19 protein-coding genes are annotated in these 22,332 nt (G+C 52.2%); 10 read left to right on the forward strand and 9 right to left on the reverse strand.

The window, feature by feature from the left end:
* Positions 1 to 125 precede the first annotated feature (125 nt).
* From B6A39_RS11850 to B6A39_RS11880, 7 genes are all read left to right on the forward strand, one after another.
* A complete protein-coding gene (locus tag B6A39_RS11850) occupies positions 126 to 2,957 on the forward strand; it encodes a monovalent cation/H+ antiporter subunit A (protein WP_083005941.1) in 2,832 nt (943 codons plus the stop codon).
* On the forward strand, positions 2,957 to 3,289 hold the full coding sequence (locus B6A39_RS11855) for a Na+/H+ antiporter subunit C (protein ID WP_009721923.1): 333 nt from the start codon (positions 2,957 to 2,959) through the stop codon (positions 3,287 to 3,289). The genes B6A39_RS11850 and B6A39_RS11855 overlap by 1 nt, the downstream gene beginning before the upstream one ends.
* The gene (locus B6A39_RS11860) at positions 3,286 to 4,797 is read left to right on the forward strand and encodes a monovalent cation/H+ antiporter subunit D (RefSeq protein ID WP_083005944.1); all 1,512 of its coding nucleotides are present in this window, start codon (positions 3,286 to 3,288) and stop codon (positions 4,795 to 4,797) included. Before B6A39_RS11855 ends, B6A39_RS11860 begins: the two co-directional genes overlap by 4 nt.
* Positions 4,794 to 5,291 (forward strand): Na+/H+ antiporter subunit E, encoded by a 498-nt coding sequence (locus B6A39_RS11865; RefSeq protein WP_083005947.1) that lies wholly within the window; start codon positions 4,794 to 4,796, stop codon positions 5,289 to 5,291. The genes B6A39_RS11860 and B6A39_RS11865 overlap by 4 nt, the downstream gene beginning before the upstream one ends.
* Complete coding sequence (locus B6A39_RS11870; protein ID WP_083005951.1) at positions 5,285 to 5,554, forward strand: K+/H+ antiporter subunit F; 270 nt, start codon at positions 5,285 to 5,287, stop codon at positions 5,552 to 5,554. Before B6A39_RS11865 ends, B6A39_RS11870 begins: the two co-directional genes overlap by 7 nt.
* A 28-nt stretch (positions 5,555 to 5,582) precedes the next feature.
* Positions 5,583 to 5,969 (forward strand): Na+/H+ antiporter subunit G, encoded by a 387-nt coding sequence (locus B6A39_RS11875; protein ID WP_009721919.1) that lies wholly within the window; start codon positions 5,583 to 5,585, stop codon positions 5,967 to 5,969.
* Positions 5,970 to 6,112: 143 nt separating this feature from the next.
* Complete coding sequence (locus tag B6A39_RS11880) at positions 6,113 to 6,946, forward strand: DUF6694 family lipoprotein (RefSeq protein WP_332308446.1); 834 nt, start codon at positions 6,113 to 6,115, stop codon at positions 6,944 to 6,946.
* A gap of 49 nt (positions 6,947 to 6,995) precedes the next feature.
* Here the strand turns inward: B6A39_RS11880 and serB are convergent, their stop codons facing one another.
* From serB to pgi, 5 genes are all read right to left on the reverse strand, one after another.
* Positions 6,996 to 8,201, reverse strand: a complete 1,206-nt coding sequence (gene serB, locus B6A39_RS11885; RefSeq protein WP_083005958.1) for a phosphoserine phosphatase SerB — start codon at positions 8,199 to 8,201, stop codon at positions 6,996 to 6,998.
* 3 nt (positions 8,202 to 8,204) lie between these two features.
* A complete protein-coding gene (gene parC / locus B6A39_RS11890; RefSeq protein WP_232318701.1) occupies positions 8,205 to 10,460 on the reverse strand; it encodes a DNA topoisomerase IV subunit A in 2,256 nt (751 codons plus the stop codon).
* A gap of 74 nt (positions 10,461 to 10,534) precedes the next feature.
* Positions 10,535 to 12,502, reverse strand: coding sequence for a methyl-accepting chemotaxis protein (locus B6A39_RS11895; protein ID WP_083005965.1), 1,968 nt, complete (start codon positions 12,500 to 12,502; stop codon positions 10,535 to 10,537).
* Positions 12,503 to 12,675: 173 nt separating this feature from the next.
* A complete protein-coding gene (gene parE / locus B6A39_RS11900) occupies positions 12,676 to 14,571 on the reverse strand; it encodes a DNA topoisomerase IV subunit B (RefSeq protein ID WP_083005968.1) in 1,896 nt (631 codons plus the stop codon).
* A 139-nt stretch (positions 14,572 to 14,710) separates the two neighbouring features.
* Positions 14,711 to 16,405, reverse strand: coding sequence for a glucose-6-phosphate isomerase (pgi, locus tag B6A39_RS11905; RefSeq protein WP_083005971.1), 1,695 nt, complete (start codon positions 16,403 to 16,405; stop codon positions 14,711 to 14,713).
* 114 nt (positions 16,406 to 16,519) lie between these two features.
* On the opposite strand from pgi, the gene cmoA reads away from it, so the two are divergent.
* The 3 genes from cmoA (at position 16,520) to B6A39_RS11920 (ending at position 18,678) form a co-directional block, all read left to right on the forward strand.
* The gene (gene cmoA, locus B6A39_RS11910) at positions 16,520 to 17,263 is read left to right on the forward strand and encodes a carboxy-S-adenosyl-L-methionine synthase CmoA (RefSeq protein WP_083005974.1); all 744 of its coding nucleotides are present in this window, start codon (positions 16,520 to 16,522) and stop codon (positions 17,261 to 17,263) included.
* Position 17,264: 1 nt separating this feature from the next.
* A complete protein-coding gene (gene cmoB, locus B6A39_RS11915) occupies positions 17,265 to 18,272 on the forward strand; it encodes a tRNA 5-methoxyuridine(34)/uridine 5-oxyacetic acid(34) synthase CmoB (protein WP_083005976.1) in 1,008 nt (335 codons plus the stop codon).
* A gap of 157 nt (positions 18,273 to 18,429) precedes the next feature.
* The gene (locus tag B6A39_RS11920; protein WP_038485698.1) at positions 18,430 to 18,678 is read left to right on the forward strand and encodes a GlsB/YeaQ/YmgE family stress response membrane protein; all 249 of its coding nucleotides are present in this window, start codon (positions 18,430 to 18,432) and stop codon (positions 18,676 to 18,678) included.
* 91 nt (positions 18,679 to 18,769) lie between these two features.
* On the opposite strand, the gene B6A39_RS11925 is transcribed toward B6A39_RS11920, so the two are convergent.
* The 4 genes from B6A39_RS11925 to B6A39_RS11940 all read right to left on the reverse strand — a co-directional run bounded on the left by B6A39_RS11925 (position 18,770) and on the right by B6A39_RS11940 (position 22,214).
* Positions 18,770 to 19,444: a zinc metallopeptidase gene (locus B6A39_RS11925; protein ID WP_083005978.1), complete on the reverse strand. Its 675-nt coding sequence runs from the start codon at positions 19,442 to 19,444 to the stop codon at positions 18,770 to 18,772.
* A gap of 98 nt (positions 19,445 to 19,542) precedes the next feature.
* On the reverse strand, positions 19,543 to 20,661 hold the full coding sequence (locus B6A39_RS11930; RefSeq protein WP_083005980.1) for an App1 family protein: 1,119 nt from the start codon (positions 20,659 to 20,661) through the stop codon (positions 19,543 to 19,545).
* Complete coding sequence (locus B6A39_RS11935) at positions 20,661 to 21,224, reverse strand: type 1 glutamine amidotransferase domain-containing protein (RefSeq protein ID WP_083005982.1); 564 nt, start codon at positions 21,222 to 21,224, stop codon at positions 20,661 to 20,663. Before B6A39_RS11935 ends, B6A39_RS11930 begins: the two co-directional genes overlap by 1 nt.
* A 108-nt stretch (positions 21,225 to 21,332) precedes the next feature.
* Entirely contained in the window at positions 21,333 to 22,214 is an 882-nt protein-coding gene (locus tag B6A39_RS11940) for a helix-turn-helix transcriptional regulator (protein ID WP_083005984.1), read from the reverse strand.
* Positions 22,215 to 22,332 lie beyond the last annotated feature (118 nt).

A 22,332-nucleotide genomic window follows, 5' to 3' on the forward strand; every position in this document is an offset into this window, starting at 1 on the left:
CTTTATACTAAAATCACGTACTTACTATACAAGTGATATCCTGTTGTTTCACTTGATGTATATCCGCCTCCCAGGTCGCTATTGCAACCTTGGTGTTTCACGATTTTTTTGCGCTGGATAAGCCCATGACACTGCTGTGGATAGCCTTACTGCCCCTGTTAGGCGTGCTGGTGCCGGCATTAAATGCCAAACGTGGCCGCACCCTGTGCTCGCTAGCGACAAGCATACTGCCCGCTGTTGCCCTGCTGCTGACACTGTTGCAGATCCCTGCCCTGTTAAAAGGTGAAGCGCTGCGTTTTAACGTGGCATGGATGCCTGAGCTAGGCCTTGAGCTGGCATTTCGTTTAGATGGCCTGTCGTTGCTCTTTAATCTTTTGATTATGGGTATCGGTCTTCTAATTTTATTATATGCACATTTTTACCTGGCCAAAGATGAGCCATTTGGTCGTTTTTATGCCTTTCTAATGCTGTTTATGGCATCGATGGTGGGCATTTCGATGTCAGACAACCTCATCTTACTCTGGTTATTCTGGGAACTAACCAGTCTTTCGTCATTTTTGCTGATTGGCTTTTGGTCGTACCGTAGTGATGCACGTAAAGGTGCACGCATGGCGCTTACTGTTACCGGCGCTGGCGGCTTGGCCCTACTAGCAGGTCTACTGCTACTGGGTGACATGGCGGGTAGTTACCGAATGGACGACGTACTTGCCAGTGGTGCTGTGATCGTAGCCGACCCTCGCTATCCGCTGATGCTTGGGCTGGTTCTACTCGGTGCATTTACCAAATCAGCTCAGTTTCCCTTTCAGTTTTGGCTACCTCATGCCATGGCGGCCCCAACGCCAGTCTCAGCATATCTGCACTCAGCCACTATGGTGAAAGCGGGTATTTTTCTGATGGCACGTTTACACCCTGCCATTGCAGGCAGCGAGCTTTGGAGCGTAGTGGTGCCGCTAATAGGCACTATCACGCTGCTCTACGGCGCTTGGTTTGCACTATTTAAAACCGACCTAAAAGGAATTCTGGCGTTCTCAACCGTCAGCCACCTAGGCTTAATCACCGTATTATTGGGTATTGGTAGCCCGATGGCGGTGTTAGCAGCCCTGTTTCATATTTTGAATCATGCGGCCTTCAAAGCGGCCCTGTTTATGAGCGCAGGAATTATCGACCATGAAACAGGCACCCGAGAACTCAAGCAATTAGGCGGTTTAAAAAAGGCGATGCCTGTTACAGCACTGCTGACCACATTGGCCGCTGCTGCCATGGCAGGTGTACCATTATTTAACGGATTTCTTTCCAAAGAGATGTTCTTTACCGAGACGCTAGCAACCCCGGTACTAGGTGGGCTTAGCTGGCTACTCCCTGCGCTAGCAGCGTTAGGAGGCATTCTTTCTGTGGCCTATTCGGTGCGCTTAGTGCATGCGGTATTTTATAAGCCTGCTACAGAAGCAACGCCTAAAGCGCCTCACGAACCTCCTCATTTGATGCGGTTACCGGTGGAAATCCTCGTAGCGCTTTGTGTCTTAGTCGGGCTTTTCCCCGCCTTTTTTGCCACTGACATTTTACAACTAGCGACACAAGCCGTTCTGGATGAGCCACTTGATTTCCACTTGGCTATTTGGCACGGCATCAACTTGCCATTGATGATGAGTGGGCTGGCCTTTGTTGTAGGCATCACACTGTATTGGCGTCATGCGGATCTACGCCGTTTTGTGCAACCATTCCCCAGTATTGATGCGCGTCGCGTCTTTGAACGCTTTATCGTTACCCTTGGTTATCGTGCCGAACAACTCATCACAAAGCTTGAAGGCAACTCTCTTCAGCGCTATATGGGCTGGCTGCTTTTTGCGGCATTGCTGATGGGTGTCATTGGCTTGGCAAGCATTGACGACTTAACTGGCTCGAAAGGCAATCAGCCAATTGATGGTATTGTTTTATTAGGTGCTGGCATGCTGATATTCGGGGGAATAGCAACGGCTGCTACCCATCGATACCGGTTAATCTCACTACTGATGCTTTCAGTGGTGGGGTTATTCGTAGCTCTCACTTTTGCTCGTTTTTCTGCCCCAGATCTAGCACTGACTCAGCTATCGGTAGAGGTTGTCACCATGATACTGCTGATGTTAGCGCTGTTTTTCTTACCCCAAAAAACACCGCGCGAATCAAGTCCCAAGCGCAACGTACGAGATATGTTACTGGCGGGCGCATTAGGCTTAGTAGTCGCTAGCCTCAACTATGCAGTGATGACGCGTGAAACGCTGTCGATTTCTGAGTTTTTCGTTGAAAACAGTAAACCCGGCGGCGGCGGGTACAATGTCGTCAACGTGATTTTGGTCGACTTTCGTGGCTTCGATACGCTTGGTGAGATTACAGTACTGGCCATTGCAGGCTTAGCCATCTTTAAACTGTTAAATCGGCTACGTTTGTTTATCCCACATAGCGATGGAGAAGGTCGCGTTTGGTCGCCGGATCGTTACCCCGCCATTTTAACGTCTATTTCAATGACATTACTGCCGCTGGCACTATTGGTTTCTGCGTTTATCTTCTTACGCGGCCATAACCAGCCTGGCGGCGGATTTATCGCCGGCTTGATTACTGCTGTCGCACTTATCTTGCTGTATATGGCACGCGGCGTAGAGTGGGCACAAGAGCGCCTAAACTTCCCCTTCCAGCCGGTGGCCGTAGTAGGCGTGGCTGTTGCAACACTCACGGGGCTCGGCAGTTGGCTTTTGGGCTATCCGTTCCTGACGTCATCCTTCGGATATTTTACGCTGCCACTGATTGGCACCTTTGAACTAGCCACCGCTCTGCTATTTGATCTCGGCGTTTATTTAGCGGTTGTGGGTGCAACGCTGATGATTCTGGCCAATCTGGGTAAAGTCACCACCCCACACCGCCCTGTCACCGAGCCCAAAGCAACTGATGATTCGAGTGCGCCTAATAACAAGGAGTCCCACTAATGGAAATGCTCTATGCCATTACGACGGGCATATTAACTGCGTGCGGACTCTACCTAACACTACGTGGGCGAACATTCCCCGTCGTAGTTGGTCTGACGCTGCTCTCCTATGCGGTCAACCTGTTTTTATTTTCCATGGGAGGCTTAACCACGGATGGCGCCGCCCTGGTAAATGAAAGCACGAACATTGCTGATCCGCTGCCTCAAGCACTGGTATTAACAGCGATTGTGATTGGTTTTGCGATGACTGCTTTTGTGGTCATCCTAGCCATGCGTGCACGCAGCGAAGTAGGTAACGACCATGTCGACGGCAAAAAGGAAGACCACGAATGATCCAGCATCTGATTGTTTTACCCGTGGTGATACCGTTAGTCGCGGGTATTTTGTTGCTTTATCAACGCCAGGGCTTGGTGCGCTATAAGCGTGCCGTCAGCGTTGCCGCCTCGATACTCCTGTTGTTCGTCTCAATAGCGCTGGTTAACCAAGCGGCGAGTGGCGACATTACTTACTACGCGCTGGGCGACTGGCAACCACCATTTGGCGTGGTGCTGGTGTTGGATCGCTTGTCGGCATTGATGGTGTTAGTAACCGCTATTTTAGCGGTCGGTGCGGTTATTTTTGCCTGCGGCGGTGATGATGAAAAAGGCAGTAACTTCCACGGCCTATTTCAATGGCAATTGCTAGGCATTAACGGTGCTTTTTTAACCGGTGACCTGTTTAACCTCTTCGTATTTTTCGAAGTGCTACTTCTGGCCTCTTACGCATTACTGCTGCATGGTGGCGGTAAAGCACGTATCCAAGCCAGTGTTCACTATGTCGTGCTTAACTTAGCGGGCTCCTCACTGTTTCTGATCGCCGTAGGCATTTTATATGGTGCAACGGGCACGCTGAACATGGCTGACATGGCGAATAAGCTGCCCAACCTACCCGCTGAGCGCGAAGGCTTAGTCACCGCTGGGGCATTGATGCTGCTGGTGGTTTTCGGTTTAAAAGCCGCTATTTTGCCTCTCTACTTTTGGTTGCCACGCGCTTATGCTGCCGCGCCAGCGCCAGTGGCAGCGCTATTTGCCATTATGACAAAAGTAGGTATTTACGCGATTTTGCGCGTTTATTCACTAATATTCAGCGATCAGGCGGGTGATTTAGTAGCGCTAGAACAACCTTGGGTATGGTGGTTAGCGCTAGCAACGCTAGCCGCAGCAGGTGTAGGCGTTATGGCCGCCCGTGATCTTCGTCTGCTAATAGCGTACTTGGTGCTTATTTCAGTAGGCACGTTACTGGCCGGAATTGGCATGCGCACTCCAGCGGCGACATCTGCACTGCTTTATTATCTTATTCATACGACGTTAATTACTGGCGGCCTTTTCCTACTAGCTGAGATGATTGGCCTACAGCGGGGAAAACCAGGCACCCGCATCGTCAAAGGCCGCCCATTGGTTCAAGGGAATGCACTGGCACTTACTTTTTTTATCGGTGCCATTGCCGTGGCCGGGTTACCGCCGCTATCCGGTGCTTTAGGGAAGGCGCTGATGCTTAACGCCGCCGGGGGTGGTGAGCGCCTGTGGCTTTGGCCTCTGTTACTATTAACGAGTCTGGCGTCGTTAATTGCGCTATCTCGTGCAGGCTCTACGCTATTTTGGCGCAGCCACCGTGGCAACCCAAGTGGTAGCCCTCTATCCCGTTACCAGTGGATTGGCATGCTTTGGCTGCTTAGCGCGGCCCCCCTTATGGTGGCCTTCGCAGGGCCCGTCAGTAGCTACACTCAAGCCACCGGAGAGCAGTTGGCCAACCCCCAACAGCTGATTAATTCGCTTCTGCCAGATGCTGGAGACGCCCAATGATTGCCCCCCGCGCTTGGCTCCCTACGCCGGTACTATCACTGCTGCTACTGTTGGTATGGCTATTACTTGTGCGTAGCTTTGCGTTTGGTCAGATTGTGCTAGGCGGCGCGCTGGCCATCCTCATCCCGTTATTGACCCATCGCTTTTGGGACGCACGCCCACGCATTGGTAAACCGCTCAAACTGTTGCGTTTTGTACTTCGCGTTTTAGGCGATATTGTCATTGCCAATTTCGAAGTTGCTTACTTAATTGCTAATCCCTGGCGTAAAGTCAAACCACACTTTATTGAATACCCGCTAATGCTTGAAGAACGCTTCACCATTACACTTCTCGCAAGCACCATTAGCCTAACCCCAGGAACAGTTTCAGCGAATTTGAGAATGGATGGAAAATCGTTGCTCATTCATGCACTTGATGTAGATGACGAGGACGCCTTAATTGCCCAAATTCGCGAGCGCTATGAGCGCCCCCTTAAGGAGATTTACGAATGCTAAGCGTTGCACTCGTGATCACTTTAGCGCTGGTAGTAATGGCGCTACTGATGAATCTTTATCGCCTTACTATTGGCCCTGACCTGCCAGATCGCGTGCTGGCACTCGACACCATGTATGTCAATTCGATTGCGCTAATCGTTCTGCTGGGACTGTGGCTCAACAGCAAGACCTACTTTGAGTCTGCGCTGTTAATTGCCATGCTTGGTTTTATCAGCACGGTGGCCGTATGTAAGTACATTTTACGCGGGGATATTATCGAATGAACCGTGTAACGCCTCAGGAGATGCGCCAATGTCGTTTTTTGTCGAAGCGCTAATTTCATTACTGTTGGTAGCAGGCGGCATTTTCGTCTTTATCGGCTCACTGGGTCTCGCTCACCTGAGAGACTTCTACATGCGTCTGCATGGCCCCACCAAGGCCACCACACTCGGCATAGGCTGCATGCTTGTCGCCTCAATGGGTTACTTTTGGAGCATCGACGGTAAGCCTGACGCGCAAGAACTGCTAATCACTCTGTTTTTGTTCATTACTGCACCAGTTAGTGCTCACTTGCTTGCCAAAACGGGCCTTCACATGCAGCTAAAGCACGCAGATAAGACCCAAGGTAAGCCAGTAGAACTTCGCTCAGAAGAAGTCGGTGAAAAACCCGTTCCGCACCCTGACAAGGGACATGGGTAAAAGGCAAGAACATTCGTTCTTGGTTGCTTAGCGCTGGCTGAAACGCCAGCGCTTTTTATATTTCAACGACGCGAGACAGTAGTGGGAAGCGACACTTTCCGGTAAGCTCCTTGCGTTTTGTTAGCCTGTTTTGAGGTAATTATATGTGGAGCCTGCTCAGGTTGTCGGCACTGTCATTAACCACGTTGATGATAGCGGGTTGCTCAGACCCCAAAATAGACACAAGCTCAATGCCAGCCGCCGTGGTATCCGTTGAGAAAGTGCGCGACTCACTCCCCACCTACAAGCGCGATGAGTTTGATCAAGCATTAACGATCATTGCCATGTCCTCGTTTAGCGGCATCGATTTACTCAATGCCCAACGTATGAATGCCGCCGAAATTGCCGAGTCAGCGAATGCCTACATGCATGGCCTAACGGGCGATGAGATTATAGAGCGCGCCGATAAAATGCTGCGCGAACGTCGTGCCCGCGAACGCGAGCAGGCGCTTCAAACGCTTGATCGTCTAGAAACCAAACAAGCACGAGCTAAGCACGACCAACAACAGCGCGCCCGAGTGAGCATTGAAAGTGCCGACTACTACATCAGCACTAGCCCCTACGGTGCATTCGAACCCGTCATTGATCTTCAGGTAACTAATAGTTCTGACCAAGAGGTATCAGAACTGTTTTTACATGGCGTATTGACCAGCCCAGGACGCGAGACACCGTGGGTCGATGAAACGTTTTACTATGTTATTGCTGGCGGCCTGGCACCCGGCGAGACCGCACAATGGAGCCTTGCCCCAAACCGTTTCGGCCCCTGGGGAAATGACCAGATTCCCCGTGATACAGAGCTAACCATAACGCTACAGGGGGTAAATAACGCGCAAGGTGAGCCACTTTGGGATTCACCATCGCTTAGCGAAAATGAGGCCGCGAAACTAGAAGCCCTTCGTGCGGAGTATGGCGGGGTTAACGCCCATACTGACAGCTAGGGCTAGGGCGGTGCTAAGGCGCCGCCTGCTCACTTGGTAGCATTATCAGTTAGTCGATCAGATCTGCTTCCCGATACCCAATTAAATACAGTACCGCATCAATTCCCAACGTTGAAATTGCTTGGCGAGCTTGTGCGCGAACCATCGGCTTGGCACGAAACGCAATCCCAAGCCCCGCTTTTGCCAGCATTTTAAGATCGTTAGCACCATCCCCAACGGCAATGGTCTGCTCTAAGGTGAAGCCTTCCCGTAACGCAATTTGCTCTAATAGGTCGGCTTTTCGCTGCGCATCGACAATCGGTTCTTTCACGTCACCGGTCACTTTGCCATTTTCAATGACCAGCTCGTTAGCGTGAATTTCATCAAAGCCAAGCTTGTCCTGCAGATGGCGGGCAAAGTAGGTAAAGCCCCCAGACAATATCACCGTGCGGTAACCAAAACGCTTTAAGTTAGCCATTAACCGCTCAACGCCATCCATTAATGGCAGTTCGGCAGCAATTTCTTTTAAGACCGACTCGTCTAAACCGGCTAGTTTACTCATACGTTCGCGGAAGCTTTCTTGAAAATCAAGCTCACCACGCATCGCTCGTTCGGTCACATCAGCGACTTCATCTCCGACCCCATGTCGGCGGGCTAGCTCATCAATCACCTCGGTCTTGATCAGCGTAGAATCCATATCAAAGCACACTAAACGACGATGCCGACGCCAGATAGTATCTTCTTGAATAGCAATATCGACACCATGCTGCGCACCTAGCGCAAGCGCCTTTTCGCGCAAGGCTTCTAACTCTGCATCACTTCCCCTGAGCCAACATTCAACACAAGCACCGTTAGCAGGCGAGTCACCTTCAAGCGCTTCGCGGCCTGAAAGACGGTGAATGAGTTCAACAGTGAGACCAAACTCTGCGGTCAGCGATCCTACTTCAGCTAATATTCCGGCAGGCAGCTTAGGGGCTAGCAGGCTCAAGATTAGTCTTGGTTGACTGGCCTGCTCACTCCAGCGCTGATAGTCGTCACCACTCACCGCAATGGCCTGCACGTCTAGCCCTAGCGTATCTCCCGCTTCACTAAGGGCGGCTTCCAAAGCGCTGTCCTGATCAAGCCCCACCAGCATTTCCAAAGAGAGCATGCCAAACGTCACGCTTTGATTAATATCCAACAGCCGGGCACGCCCAGCCGCCAACGCATTACCCAAGCCAGCTAACTGCCCTGGGCGCGCAACTCCAGTCGCACGAATCAAATAACGTGTTGCCATGACTTACTCCCCTGCCTCTAAACAATCTACTTTTTGGAAACCACGGGGCAGTTTGCTGCCTCGTCTACCGCGTTCACCACGATAATACGCGAGATCGTCGGCTTTCAGGGTTAGCTTACGCTTACCAGCATGGATAATGAGTTCACCACCCTCTGCCACAACGGCCATATCACGTACAAACTCCTCACGTCGAGCCGCACGCGGGCCAGGAATATCGAGCATTTTGTTGCCTTTCCCTTTGGCCATTTCAGGCAGTTGGTCTAACGGGAACAGCAGCAGCCTGCCTTCATTGGAAACCGATGCTACCCAATGGCCTTCGCCTTCCGGCACTTCCATGGGGGCCATGACGCTGCACCCTTTAGGAACACTCAGTACCGCTTTACCGGCTTTATTTTTGCCTGTCAGGGCCTCGAGCTGCGCGACAAAACCATAACCACCATCACTGGCCAACACGTATCGCTTGGTGGGCGGCGCCAGCATTAGCCCTGCCATGCGCGCACCTGCCGACACGTTAACACGGCCGGTAACGGGTTCACCCTGGCCTCGGGCACTAGGCAGGTTATGCGCCGCTAGGGTATAAGCGCGGCCAGTATCGTCTAACAACACCAGCGGTTGATTGGTTTTACCACGAGCCGCCAGTTGGAAACTGTCACCGGCCTTGTAGGAGAGCCCTTCCGGATCGATATCATGGCCTTTCGCCGCACGAATCCAGCCTTTTTCCGACAACACGACGGTAATCGGATCAGCACCTAACAACTCAACTTCAGAGAGCGCTTTTGCTTCACTACGCTCAACCAGCGGCGAACGACGCGCATCACCATGCTCTTTACCCGCCGCGCGAATCTCCTTTTCAATTAACGTGGTTAGCTTGGCTTCACTACCTAGCAAGCCTTGCAGCGACTTGCGCTCTTTCTCAAGCTCATCTTGCTCGCCGCGAATTTTCATCTCTTCTAGCTTGGCAAGATGGCGCAATCGCAGCTCTAGGATCGCCTCTGCCTGCCGCTCAGAAAGATCAAAAGCAGCGATCAACGCTGATTTAGGCTCATCCTCTTCACGAATAATACGGATCACTTCATCAAGATCGAGGTAAGCCGTTAGTAAGCCTTCTAGAATATGCAGACGGTCTTCGACTTTACTTAGACGATGTTCTAAACGACGGCGTACTGTCGCTCGCCGAAAACGCAGCCACTCGCCCAGCATATCGGGTAGCGGCATCACGCGGGGGCGGCCATCCAGGCCAATCACGTTCATGTTCACCCGCACATTCTTTTCTAAATCCGTGGTGGCGAACAGGTGTGCCATCAACGATTCAACATCCACACGGTTAGAACGTGGCTCAATTACTAGGCGAGTAGGCTCTTCATGGGTAGACTCATCACGCAGGTCGGCTACCATCGGCAGCTTTTTGGCCTGCATTTGCGCAGCGATCTGCTCCAACACTTTGGCACCGCTGACCTGATAAGGCACAGCGGTAATCACGATATTAGCCTCTTCACGCACATAGCGAGCGCGCAGTTTGACCGAACCACGGCCTGTTTCGTAGAGCTTACGTAGGTCTTCTTTCGGCGTGATGATTTCGGCATCGGTGGGAAAATCGGGCGCGGGTACAAATTCCATCAGATCGACAGTGGTCGCTTCCGGGTTCCGCAACAGATGACAGGTCGCCTCTACCACCTCAGACACGTTGTGAGGCGGTATATCGGTTGCCATTCCGACCGCGATGCCTGTACCGCCGTTAAGTAACACATGCGGCAAACGCGCTGGAAGCACTACCGGCTCTTGCATCGTGCCATCGAAGTTGGGAGTCCAGTCCACGTTGCCCTGGCCTAACTCGCTGAGCAGCACTTCAGCAAACTTAGAAAGCTTGGCTTCTGTGTAGCGCATGGCAGCAAAGGATTTAGGGTCATCAGGGCTACCCCAGTTGCCTTGCCCGTCTACTAGCGGATAGCGATAGCTAAACGACTGGGCCATTAGCACCATTGCTTCATAGCAAGCGCTATCGCCATGGGGGTGAAACTTACCCAGTACATCACCGACGGTACGTGCCGACTTTTTGTATTTGGCATTAGCATGCAGCGCCAATTCACGCATGGCATAAATAATGCGCCGCTGCACAGGTTTCATCCCATCGCCAATATTGGGTAAGGCGCGGTCTAAAATGACGTACATCGAGTAGTCGAGGTACGCTTTTTCGGTGTAATCGCGCAGGGACAGCCGTTCGACGTCACCCTCTGCTACCTGAATATCCATGTCGATCATATCCTACCTTAACAACAAAACCGCCCCAGTCGGGGCGGCTGATAAGCGGACACGCGGCCACTTAGCATGGCGCGCTATGTTAATTGATACCTTTCATGCGACGCACCCGACAGTGCAGGAGCCTGCGATACCGCCTGCGCACCGCCGTGAAACTCATCTAGCAAGCCTTTTAAACGCTGGGCCTGTAACGAAAGTTCATTAGCAGCCCCTGCGGCCTGGCTAACTAAGCCCGCATTCTGCTGGGTCACCGTATCCATCTGCGTTACCGCACGGTTAATCTCGTCAATGCCGTTGGTTTGTTCGCTCGAAGCTTGGCTGATTTCACTAATACGTGCTGTTACTTCCTCAATGGCGACTACAATCTCTTTCATAGCGGATTCAGCCTCTTGAGCATAACCGCTGCCCGTCGCGATCTGCTCAGACGTGGTTTTAATCAGCCCATTAATATTTCTAGCCGATGCAGCACTGCGCGAGGCAAGCTCACGTACTTCACTGGCAACAACCGCAAAACCTCTCCCGTGCTCACCCGCACGCGCTGCTTCTACCGAGGCATTCAGCGCTAGTATGTTGGTTTGAAAAGCAATATTTTCGATTACTTGAACAATTGAAGCGACTTCAACAGAGCTTTCGTTGATCGCTTCCATAGATTGCGCCAGCCTCGATACCTGTTGGCCGCCACGCTTTACTTTATCCGCTGATTCTTTTGCCCGCAGGTCGGCCTCTTGAGCGTTGTCAGCGTTTCGCTTCACCGTAGCCGCCATCTCTTCCATCGTTGATGACGTTTCCTGAAGAGAAGCCGCCTGTTGTTCTGTTCGGCTAGAAAGCTCCGTATTGCCTGCCGCTATTTCGGTGGATTCGCTGGCGATGGCATCGGCCACACTCCGCACATCACCAAATAGCCGCTGCAGTTTCTCCGAATATCGATTAACAGCACGACGCAGCTCGCCAATCTCATCTTCACGATAGATCGTTAGCTCTCGACTCGAGTTATCCTGACCCAGCTGATCGATTTGACGCGTAGTACTGCGTATTTGCGCTGGCAAAATACGGCCACCCCACCAGCCAAGTCCCAGCAAGAGTGCCAGCAAGGGAACGATAAATAGCAGCAGGTCACGTGTTAACGTGCGCGCCAAAGCTGTGACTTGCTCGCTAGGCGTTACTAGCCCAAGCGTCCACCCCGTACGCGGCATGTCAAACAAGCGTACCTCAGCAGGCTCTGCTAACACGCCTGCGCTTTCGATGCTCGCTTGTTCCCGGCCAGCAGTTATCGCCGTAACAACAGGTTGAAGCCAAGGCATATCACGGACAACGTCAGCTAAACCTTTCATCTCATCAGAGGCTTGCTCTACTCCAGGCAGATCAATGACATTGCGCTCATTATCCAGCACAAAGGCGTAACCGCCAGTACTACCGCCATTTTCCGCAAGAAACTCAGCCACACCGCCTAGCTGCATATCAATGGTGGCTACACCTGAAAAAGCGCCATCGATATAATACGGAACACTACAGGTCACCATGGCAACCCCTGTCGCTGGGTCGCGGTACGCGGCAGACCAAACGCACTGCCCTGGCGTCGCATCGCGAGCACTGCTATACCATGCTTCGTCGTGGTATGGCGCAATAGTGCTTGCGTTATAATCATCCAGAAACTCCAACGCTCCCTGAGCATTACGTGCCCAGAAAAAACTGAAGCGCTCGACACCTGGCGAAAATGCGCCTGGCTCAGGCCAAATACCGCCTCCGGCAATTGTCATATTGCCGTTATCATCGACCACATTGGGCAGTGCTTGTTGGTAAATCGCTTCATCTTGAGGAAGCGACTCGGCTAACGCCGCTAAGCTCGAGGTATTCCCCTCGACGCGAGCCAGCTGGCCATTCAGCGCATTCACGATAGAGCCGCCCGTACGCTCGATCAGTGACTGACTTGCATCGATCACCAGCGGCTGGCCACGCCATGCCATCACGCCGTAAATACTGACAGCCATTAGTAGTGTTAACACCACTGCAGACAACGTTAACTGCCGAGAGATTGTGTTGAACAAAGCTATTCCCCTGTCTATGAGCGTTTTTTACGCGTCTTAGTATGTAAGCTACCTAATTCAACTATCGGCCAAATAGCATGGCACTGTAATAATGCCGGTTAACGTCTGCCTGACGAGTTGGCTTCACATCTCTGGTCGTTAAAATAAGGCTGATGACACCTTTATAGGGATAACTAAACGTCTACATCAGCAAGATTGCCGTAATCCTCCAGCCATTTTTTGCGGTCACCGGCGCGTTTCTTGGCCAGCAACATATCCATCATTTCCATCGTGCCATCTCCCTCTTCCAGCGTTAACTGCACCAGGCGACGGGTTTCCACTGACATGGTGGTCTCACGCAGCTGTAGCGGGCTCATTTCACCCAAGCCTTTAAAGCGCTGAACGTTAGGCGTGCCACGCTTTTTCGCCAGCTGTTTGAGAATGGCTGCTTTTTCGCTCTCATCCAGGGCATAGTGCACTTCTTTACCTAAGTCGATTCGGTAAAGCGGCGGCATGGCAACAAACACATGCCCGGCATCCACCAGGCTGGGAAAGTGCTTTACAAACAGCGCACACAACAGCGTCGCAATGTGCAGACCATCGGAGTCCGCGTCGGCCAGGATGCAAATTTTGTGATAGCGCAGTTTCTCAAGATCTGCGCTGCCGGGGTCGGCACCAATCGCCACGGCGATATCGTGTACTTCCTGAGAGCCATAGATATCGTGAGTATCAACTTCCCAGGTGTTAAGGATTTTTCCGCGCAGCGGAAGAATAGCTTGAGTTTCACGGTTGCGCGCTTGTTTGGCGCTACCACCTGCCGAGTCACCTTCGACTAAAAACAGCTCACTCAGGGCAGGATCCTGGCCGGAACAGTCAGCAAGTTTGCCTGGCAGCGCGGGGCCAGAAGTGACTTTTTTACGGGCGACCTTTTTGGATTTTTTCTGGCGCTGCTGAGCGGCACTGATCACCATTTCGGCCAGCTGTTCGGCCTGTTCAATGTGGTGGTTAAGCCAAAGCGAGAAAGCATCTTTCAACACCCCAGACACGAAGCCCGCAATCGTGCGTGAGGAGAGCCGCTCTTTGGTCTGTCCTGCAAACTGGGGATCCAGCATTTTCACCGAGAGCACAAAAGAGGCTCGCTCCCATAAATCATCGGCGGTTAGCTTAATGCCCCGGGGCAACAGGCTGCGGTATTCACAGAACTCCCTCAGCGCTTCCAACAAACCTGAACGGAAGCCATTAACATGCGTGCCGCCCTGGGGCGTGGGAATCAGGTTCACATAGCTTTCCAGCAACGCGTCGCCGCCTTCGGGCAACCACTGAATCGCCCAGTCAACACCATGCTCGTCGTCGCTAAAGTGGCCTATAAAGGGTTCATTTGGCACCACGTCATAGCCATCGGTAGCTTCTGCTAGGTAGTCCTTTAAACCATCGGCATAGGCCCACTCAGTTTTGGTGCCATCAGGCTCTATCAGCGTAACCGCCAACCCTGGACACAGTACCGCCTTGGCACGTAACAAATGCTTTAACTTTGAAAGGGCAAGCTTTGGGCTGTCAAAGTAGCTCTCATCTGGCCAGAAACGCACGAGAGTGCCCGTCGCTTTTTTCGCCGCTTTGCCAATTTCATGTAGCTCTTCAACTTTTTCGCCAAACTCAAAGGCCATGGCATGGCGCGCGCCATTACGGGTAACTTCAACATCTAAACGGCGCGATAAGGCATTAACCACCGACACGCCAACCCCATGCAAACCGCCCGAGAAGCGATAGCTGGAGGAGGAAAACTTGCCACCAGAGTGGAGCTTAGTAAAGATTAACTCTACGCCCGACACGCCATGCTCAGGGTGCAAATCGATCGGCATACCACGGCCGTTATCCTGCACTTCAATGGCGCCATCGGGATGCAGCACCACGCTGATAGCCGATGCATGCCCGGCGAGGGCTTCATCAACACTATTATCAATGACTTCTTGAGCGAGGTGATTTGGCCTTGAGGTGTCGGTGTACATACCGGGACGCTTACGCACCGGCTCGAGCCCTGACAGGACTTCGATGGAACTCGCGCCGTACTGGGAGGCATCAAACTGGGTCATGTAACATCGGTTCCTAAAAAAATAGCGCTAGCAGCCGCTCTTAATTACTGAAACAAGTCATTAGCGGCTGGCAAAAGGACACAGGATAGCGGAAAAGAAAAAAGCTGTATATCCACCCATGAAAATGATGGATAACGTGCTACTCCTGTTCTGCCGCCCAAAACGCCTCAATTAGGCCACGACTGGAAGCATCCATCCGGGAAATATCACCGCCTCCATCAATAATCGCCTGGGTGTCGGTGGCAATTTTCTTACCTAGCTCAACGCCCCACTGATCAAACGGATTAATATCCCAAATGACGGCCTGTACAAACACTTTGTGCTCATACAGGGCGATCAGTGCCCCCAACGTAAAGGGTGTTAGCTTATCCAACAGAACCGTTGTAGAGGGCTGGTTTCCTCGATAGCGCTTGTGCTCTGGGCGGGGGCCTTCATCCTCTAGGGCGTCATCTCCCAGCATTAACACTCGTGACTGAGCAAAGCAATTTGCCAGCGCTAAACGGTGCTGTGCTTTTAAATGGCGACGTGTATCTGGGTCTTCCACCTCATCGTAGCGCTTCAGCGGTGCTATAAAATCACACACGACCGGCTGGGTGCCCTGGTGAAGCAGCTGATAGAAGGCGTGCTGAGCGTTGGGACCGAGTTGCCCCCACAGCACTGGACACGTTGAATAATTCACCGCCTGGCCTTGGCGAGTCACCGACTTACCATTGGACTCCATCTCAAGCTGTTCAAGATAAGCGGCAAAGTACTCTAAGCGCCCATCATAGGGCAGTATGGAATGGGCACGAATATCCAGGAAATTGACGTTCCAGATACCAGCTAACCCCAGCAGTACTGGCAGGTTTTCTTCCATCGGTGCATCACGGAAGTGACAGTCCATTGCATGGGCACCCGCCAACAGTTCGCGGAAGTTATCCATACCTACAACGAGCGCAATCGGTAGGCCAATGGTGCCCCACAAGGAGTAACGCCCGCCGACCCAGTCCCAGAACATCAGTTGATGATCTGAGGAAATACCCCACTCACTCATCTTTTCAGGGCTCGCCGACACGCCAATGAAGTGCTGGCGAACAATTAACTCTGCGCTTAATGGTGCGGCATTGGGGAGATCGCCATGCTCAGAGAGCTTTCCTAACAACCAGTCTTTGGCCGTATTAGCATTGGAAAGCGTGTCGATAGTGGTAAACGACTTGGACGATAAAACGAACAGGGTTGTTTCAGGATTAAAGCGACTTAAATAATCCGCAAGCTGGGAGCCATCCATGGTCGACGCAAAGTGCACGTCCAATGGATGCCCCTCTTTTGGACGATAATCTGCCAGCGCATGGGTGACCATTAACGGACCAAGATCCGAACCGCCGACACCTAAATTCACCACATGACGGATTGGCTTTCCAGTTGCACCACGCCACTGCCCCGCCTGCAAGCGCTGAACCAAGCGCTCCATTTGGGCAAGGCTGTCATGCACAGCGGCCACCACATCTTCCCCTTCTACTTCAAGCGTGGCATCAGCAGGTAACCGTAAAGCGGTATGGAGTGCGGGGCGATTTTCACTGACGTTGACACGCTTCCCACTTAGCAACGCATCAATCGCCCCAGGCATTCCTGCTTCATGCGCCAGCGCCAGCAAGTGTTCAAGGGTGTCATCATCCCAACGCTGTTTAGATAAATCCAAGGTTAAACCTGCCACTTGGCGCGTAAAGTTCAGCCAGCGACTACCATCATCACCGAATAAGTTTTTTAAGTGCATGTGTTGTAGCGTGTCAGCATGATGCTTCAACGTTTGCCATGCGGGTAGTGTATCGGGAGTCGTGCGTGTTGCTGAAGCCATATGCCCTCTCCTGTGGCGTCATTCCATGCAGCAGGAATCTGTTATAAACAGGTCTGTTCTGGTGTATCAAGGGCGCGTAAACTACGCAGCCTCATTAATAATCCTGGCTTGCCCATGAGTGATGCATCTTACCGCGACGCTATCTTTTCAACACCCTTAGATAAGGTGGCAAGGTTCTCCTTCGACGAACAGGTCGTTGCGTGTTTCCCTGATATGATCCGCCGTTCGGTGCCCGGTTACGGGCAAATCCTCGGCATGTTGAGCTTAATTGCCCAACGCCATTTGCGCCATGGCGCTCACGTATACGACTTAGGTTGCTCGCTGGGCGCATCTGGCCTAGCGCTGGCGGGCGCACTCCCCGCCGATGCCTTTCGCTATACTGGCGTGGATCTTTCACCCGCCATGGTGGCTAGGGCTAAGCAAACCTTTTTGGAAGAGTGCCCAGATCATGCCATGCAGATCGAGGAGGCCGACATACGCACCCTTGAGTATGCACCTTCCGGCATGATCATTCTCAACTTTACACTGCAGTTTCTCCCCCCCGCCGATCGCGATGCGCTGCTGAAGCGGCTTTACGATGCCCTTGAACCGGGCGGCGTACTGATTTTATCGGAGAAAACCATCGATGCCGATGAACGGGATAACGCGTGGCGGGTTGAGCGCTACCATGACTTCAAGCGCGCCAATGGCTACAGCGATATGGAAATCAGCCAAAAGCGCACTGCGCTGGAAAACGTACTGATTCCCGACACGCTTGATGCCTTACATGGCCGCTTAGCCCTAGCGGGCTTTCCTCGCTCAATGACCTGGTTCCAGTACTTGAACTTTACCTCGCTGATCGCCTTCAAGGAGGATTAAGGTGCCGCTGTTACCCGATGATCACCGCGCGCTTTATCAGGCATTTTTAGATCAAGCCAGCCAAGATGCCACACTGACACCCTGGCTTGCCAAGCTGCCAGAACAGCTGGCCAATGGATTAGATCGCCAGCGCCATGGCGACCTTTCCGCCTGGGAGAAGGCGGTTGCCAAATTACCTGCTTTGCCCGAAGATCGCCACGTCGATCTTACCAGCGATACAGTGAGCGTTGATGTCGCTTTGAGCGATAGCCAAAAGCGCCAGTGTTTTAACCTGCTGCGCAAACTGTCGCCCTGGCGTAAAGGTCCCTTTCGGTTAGGCGGTATTGATATTGACACCGAATGGCGTTCTGACTGGAAATGGCAAAGAGTCGCTCCGTATCTTGCGCCGCTAAAGTACCGTAAGGTATTGGATGTTGGCGGTGGCAGCGGCTACCACGCTTGGCGCATGGCCGGAGAAGGCGCAGCCTTTGTACTTGTCATTGATCCTTCACCACGTTTTTATTGGCAGTTTCAGGCGGTGCGCCACTTCGTTGGCAATGCCGACGGCGGCCGCACGCAGTTTCTACCGATAGGTATTGAAGATGTGCCTGAAAAGCTGGGATTTTTCGATACAGTATTTTCTATGGGCGTGCTCTACCACCGTCCTTCGCCACTCGAGCATTTACAGCAGCTAAAAGAGGCATTAGCCCCCGGTGGCGAGCTGGTGCTAGAAACATTGGTCGTTGAAGGCGATGAACAAACGGTATTTGTACCCGGTGAACGCTACGCCGCGATGCCTAATGTTTACTTCTTGCCTTCTTCAAAAGCGCTATGCCACTGGCTAGAACGGTGTGGCTTTACTAATGTGCGAGTGGTCGACGAAGCGCTAACAACACTTGACGAGCAACGCTCAACCGAGTGGATGACCTATCAATCGCTAGCCGATTTCCTCGACCCCAACGACCCAACCCGCACCATTGAAGGCTACCCCGCCCCACGCAGAGCGGTGATTATCGCCAACCGACACTAATACGGATACGTTATGTCGTACTTTCAGCAGGATAAGCTTTAATGAAACAGTTCTTAATTACATAGCCAGTCATAACTTAGTTCATAATGACGTGCTCAGTAACGACATAACGACGCTTGTTGTTACAGTCTCACTAATAGAACATCGAGGAGCAAAGATGGGTTTTTTAGCGTGGATTTTGTTCGGCCTTATTGCCGGCGTTATTGCAAAAGTAATTATGCCCGGTAAAGATCCAGGTGGTCTTATTGTGACTATTCTCCTCGGTATTGCTGGGGCATTTGTTGGTGGCTGGATCGGCTCACTGGTTGGGCTTGGCACCATGGGTGACTTTAGCTTTGGCAGTTTTGTGACCGCCATTGTAGGTGCATTGGTATTGTTAGCTGGTTACCGCATGATTAAGAAGTAATTTGTCTGCATCCAACGCACAACGCTGAAAAGCCGCTCAAACAAAGCGGCTTTTTTGTTACTCATCGAGGCTTTCCAAGCTTTAGCCAATCTCAACGCCGCAAAATCACCAGCCAGCGACCAAGGTTCATCACGCTGGCTAACGAAGCAGCAACGTAGGTGAACGCGCAAGCAGTAAGCACATGACGAGCGCCGGGCATGTCATAGGGCGGCACGTACTCTTTAAGCAGTGGCAACGCGCGGTTAAAGCTGGCATCGAACTCAACAGGTAGCGTCACTAAGTGCACCAGTGCGGCGGTGCCAAAACTAATGACGGCCATGGCGATAACCGCTGCCAGCCCACCGGGCAGCCTTGTGAGCACAAACAGAAAAGGTGCAGCCATCATTAAAATAGCACCTAACTTTTCTGCCTTTTGCGCTACTTGAACCAAACGGCTTCTGGCTAGCAGGGGCGCGTAGCCTTCATGGTGTTGAATAGCGTGCCCGACCTCGTGGGCAGCGACGGTCACCGCCGTCAGTGAACGGCCATCATAGTGGTCGGGAGTAAGTCGCACGCATCGCGATTCCGGGTCGTAATGATCACCAAACTCGGTACGCTCAACCCTCACACCATCAATACCCAAACGGCGAAGCAGATGCTCAGCAAGCTCCGCGCCGGTGCCAGGATAGTCATCTCGACCACGGGTATGGCGTTTTAATACCCACTTTGCCCATAGGTTAGGCAGAACAAAAATGGCCAGCGCCAACACAATTAACACAATGACCATGATCACACTCGCCGCTGATTAAGAACCTAAACTAACGACCTGCTAACTCGTGTTTAGTTTTACCATGAGCGCAAAACAGGCGCACTCATCTAAAGCATCTACTCAGGGTCATTGTGATGCGCGTCTACATCCCGCTGCACAGCCTGCAGCCCTCTGGCAGAAATATCGCCTTTAGAGTAGGCATGTTTGGCGATCAAAATACTGTCAGCGGCGAGTACTAATTCGCAATCAGTATGGGCAAGTTCATCTCGTAAACGCTGAATCGCCTCTTCACGCTGAGGATCTTTATCAACCCGACGAATATAGATCGCCTTGATTCGTGTCGGATATGCCTTCACCACCTCGGTATAAACTTCTGGATCGTGCTGGCCGCTGTCACCGATCAAAATGCAGGGCATATCGTGATAAAGCGCTAACATCCGGTCGATCAAATCACGCTTATGCGCTTCAGCCCGCCGCGGCCAAGGGCGGCGCAGAGAAATTCCCCACTCGCGTAGGAATAGAATAGGCCCAACAGGAATACGGTTAAGCTGAAAGAAGGTTTCCAACATCTCATAGATTGCCCAAGGCCCTCGGGAAACATACAAAATAGGCCGTTCAGCTTTCTCTGTTTCCCCTCGATACAGTGCCTGATAAAGCGATGCCACCCCAGGAAAAGCCGTACGTCGATGAGGTTTACGGACAAACAAGCGATACAGCATTTTGAGTTTTTCAGCGACACCGGTGAACATGACGGTATCGTCAATATCGCTGATCACTAGCAGATCTGCTTCAGGAGGCGGCACGTAAACTTCGACACTGGTCCGGATTGGCGAGTGGCCGTTAGCATGAACCATGATATCGGCACGATGCCAGGAAACATCAACAGGCAACGCGGTACTGATTGGCAGGTGTGCATCAAAATAACCATCACGGTCAGTTGTTAAACACAGCTGATTATCGCCAATGCGTATATCTACTTTGGCATCAGCAAGACCGCGCCGAAAGATACGCCGAGCAACATCTGCTGTGTCCCGCAACATACCTCGCCGAGGGATCGCCCGTCCCAGCGCGGCCTGACGAAACACGCGCCCCATGACAAACACCTCTCGCTGGGAACCGTAACCACGGTAGGGATGCACCATCATCCCGCCATGACCACTGTCCCGCTTCATAGGCTTTGCAATAACGTGGGCAAGCCTTTTGGCAAAGCTTGCCCACTGGTGGTACCACGCCATTAAGCGTGCTGACCTGAATGACGACCTTCCTGCAGCTCTTCAAGCAGCTTGGCGTTGAAAGCGTCCAAATCTTTTGGCGTCCGGCTGGTAACTAAGCCGCTATCCACAACGACAGACTCGTCGACCCAATTAGCGCCGGCATTTCGCAAGTCTTGAGCCACACTCGCGACCGACGTCATTTTGCGACCTTTCACTAACTCTGCGTTAATTAATATCCATGGGGCGTGACAGATAGCAGCCACTGGCTTACCCGCCTGAAAAAACGCTTTTACAAAAGACAGCGCATTATCATTAAGCCTAAGCTCATCAGGATTAAACAAACCACCGGGAAGTACCAACGCATGGTAGTCAGACTCGTTGGCGTTAGCTAGCGACCTATCGGCCTTATACGTATCGCCCCAGTCTGTTTCCGCCCAAGCCCGTATGGCGTCACCGTCAACAGAAACGACGTGCACCTCGACACCCTCTTTTTGCAAGGCAGCGCGGGGCACGCTTAACTCAGATTCCTCAAAACCATTGGTAGCCAAAATAGCCACGCGTTTACCATTGAGTGCTTGTTTCATCATGCTCTCCTTTTCGTGATGATAGGTATATCTACAGCACCTCTCCAGTGTGACGCATCTTATACAATCGTCAAGCGCAGTTACCCAAACACACTAGTAGTTAAGCGCCTAGGCGTTATACAGCACTTCTCCCAAGCCGCTCACGTTATAGCCTTGCAAAGTCCTCGCCCGCTGGATAAAACGCTCTTGACGAGTAAACGAGATAAGCGCTTGAACCGCTGGCTCGAAGTAGCTTCGCCGGTGCATAACCAAATCAAATGATTCTTCAATTAGCGGTATGAAGTGTAGGTGTTGACGGTGGGCTGCTGCTTCGACCCCAAGCCCAACGTCCGCTTCACCTTGGGCAATGGAAAGGGCCAAATCATCTTCGCTCAACGAAACGTTAGCTGCCAAGTTTAGTGTCTTCGGTTCAATCGCTGACCGCTGTAGCAGGCAACGCAGCAATTGAGCCGCACCTGCATCAGGCTGACGGTGGGCAAGCGTAGCCTTTTGCCGGGAAATATCTTTAAGCGTTTGAATGCCCAGTGGGTTTCCCGGCGCCACCAGCAACCCTTGTTGGCGCTTCGCCCAATGCAGCACGATTAAGTCCCGCACACCACCCAGCCCTAGTGCCGCTGGCTCGTTATAGCGCCCGGATTCAAAGTTGAGTAAGTGAATACCCGCCAGCATCGCTTTTTCTTCCATCAAACGGCGCAGGCCATCGCCACTGCCGTGGCACAGCGAAGCCAAATCACTACCGCTTTCGCGAACCGTCCACTCCAACAGTGGATCTTGGCTACCCGCCAATATCAACGGCAGCGGTGAACGCAGCGCTTGGTCACCTTCTAAATGGCTGAGCACCCACATATCGATATGCTGACGAGGAAAGAGCAATTTTCCGGTAGCGCGACTGCAAGGTATCTGGCCCTGACGCACCAAGTCATACACCTTTCGCTCTTTTAAGCGCAGGTAGTCGGCCACCTCTGCCGTAGTAAGAAATTCCTTTAACATACTCAGGCGCCTCGCAATTTACTGCATAAAGCTGCATATATTTCAGGCCAAAGTGCATTACATCAAGTTTACGTACATTATGCTAGCGGATGCACCTAAGGTGATTGAACTCATATGA

This window comes from Halomonas sp. GT (assembly GCF_002082565.1).
Lineage (GTDB): Bacteria > Pseudomonadota > Gammaproteobacteria > Pseudomonadales > Halomonadaceae > Vreelandella.

Coding starts and splice junctions, on each gene's coding strand:
- B6A39_RS11870 (WP_083005951.1), top strand. CDS start 5,285: ATGCTAAGCGTTGCACTCGTGATCACTTTAGCGCTGGTAGTAATGGCG.
- B6A39_RS11935 (WP_083005982.1), bottom strand. CDS start 21,224: ATGAAACAAGCACTCAATGGTAAACGCGTGGCTATTTTGGCTACCAAT.
- B6A39_RS11880 (WP_332308446.1), top strand. CDS start 6,113: ATGTGGAGCCTGCTCAGGTTGTCGGCACTGTCATTAACCACGTTGATG.
- B6A39_RS11930 (WP_083005980.1), bottom strand. CDS start 20,661: ATGGCGTGGTACCACCAGTGGGCAAGCTTTGCCAAAAGGCTTGCCCAC.
- B6A39_RS11920 (WP_038485698.1), top strand. CDS start 18,430: ATGGGTTTTTTAGCGTGGATTTTGTTCGGCCTTATTGCCGGCGTTATT.
- B6A39_RS11940 (WP_083005984.1), bottom strand. CDS start 22,214: ATGTTAAAGGAATTTCTTACTACGGCAGAGGTGGCCGACTACCTGCGC.
- B6A39_RS11875 (WP_009721919.1), top strand. CDS start 5,583: ATGTCGTTTTTTGTCGAAGCGCTAATTTCATTACTGTTGGTAGCAGGC.
- B6A39_RS11855 (WP_009721923.1), top strand. CDS start 2,957: ATGGAAATGCTCTATGCCATTACGACGGGCATATTAACTGCGTGCGGA.
- cmoA (WP_083005974.1), top strand. CDS start 16,520: ATGAGTGATGCATCTTACCGCGACGCTATCTTTTCAACACCCTTAGAT.
- pgi (WP_083005971.1), bottom strand. CDS start 16,405: ATGGCTTCAGCAACACGCACGACTCCCGATACACTACCCGCATGGCAA.
- B6A39_RS11865 (WP_083005947.1), top strand. CDS start 4,794: ATGATTGCCCCCCGCGCTTGGCTCCCTACGCCGGTACTATCACTGCTG.
- parC (WP_232318701.1), bottom strand. CDS start 10,460: ATGATCGACATGGATATTCAGGTAGCAGAGGGTGACGTCGAACGGCTG.
- B6A39_RS11860 (WP_083005944.1), top strand. CDS start 3,286: ATGATCCAGCATCTGATTGTTTTACCCGTGGTGATACCGTTAGTCGCG.
- B6A39_RS11925 (WP_083005978.1), bottom strand. CDS start 19,444: ATGGTCATTGTGTTAATTGTGTTGGCGCTGGCCATTTTTGTTCTGCCT.
- B6A39_RS11850 (WP_083005941.1), top strand. CDS start 126: ATGACACTGCTGTGGATAGCCTTACTGCCCCTGTTAGGCGTGCTGGTG.
- parE (WP_083005968.1), bottom strand. CDS start 14,571: ATGACCCAGTTTGATGCCTCCCAGTACGGCGCGAGTTCCATCGAAGTC.
- serB (WP_083005958.1), bottom strand. CDS start 8,201: ATGGCAACACGTTATTTGATTCGTGCGACTGGAGTTGCGCGCCCAGGG.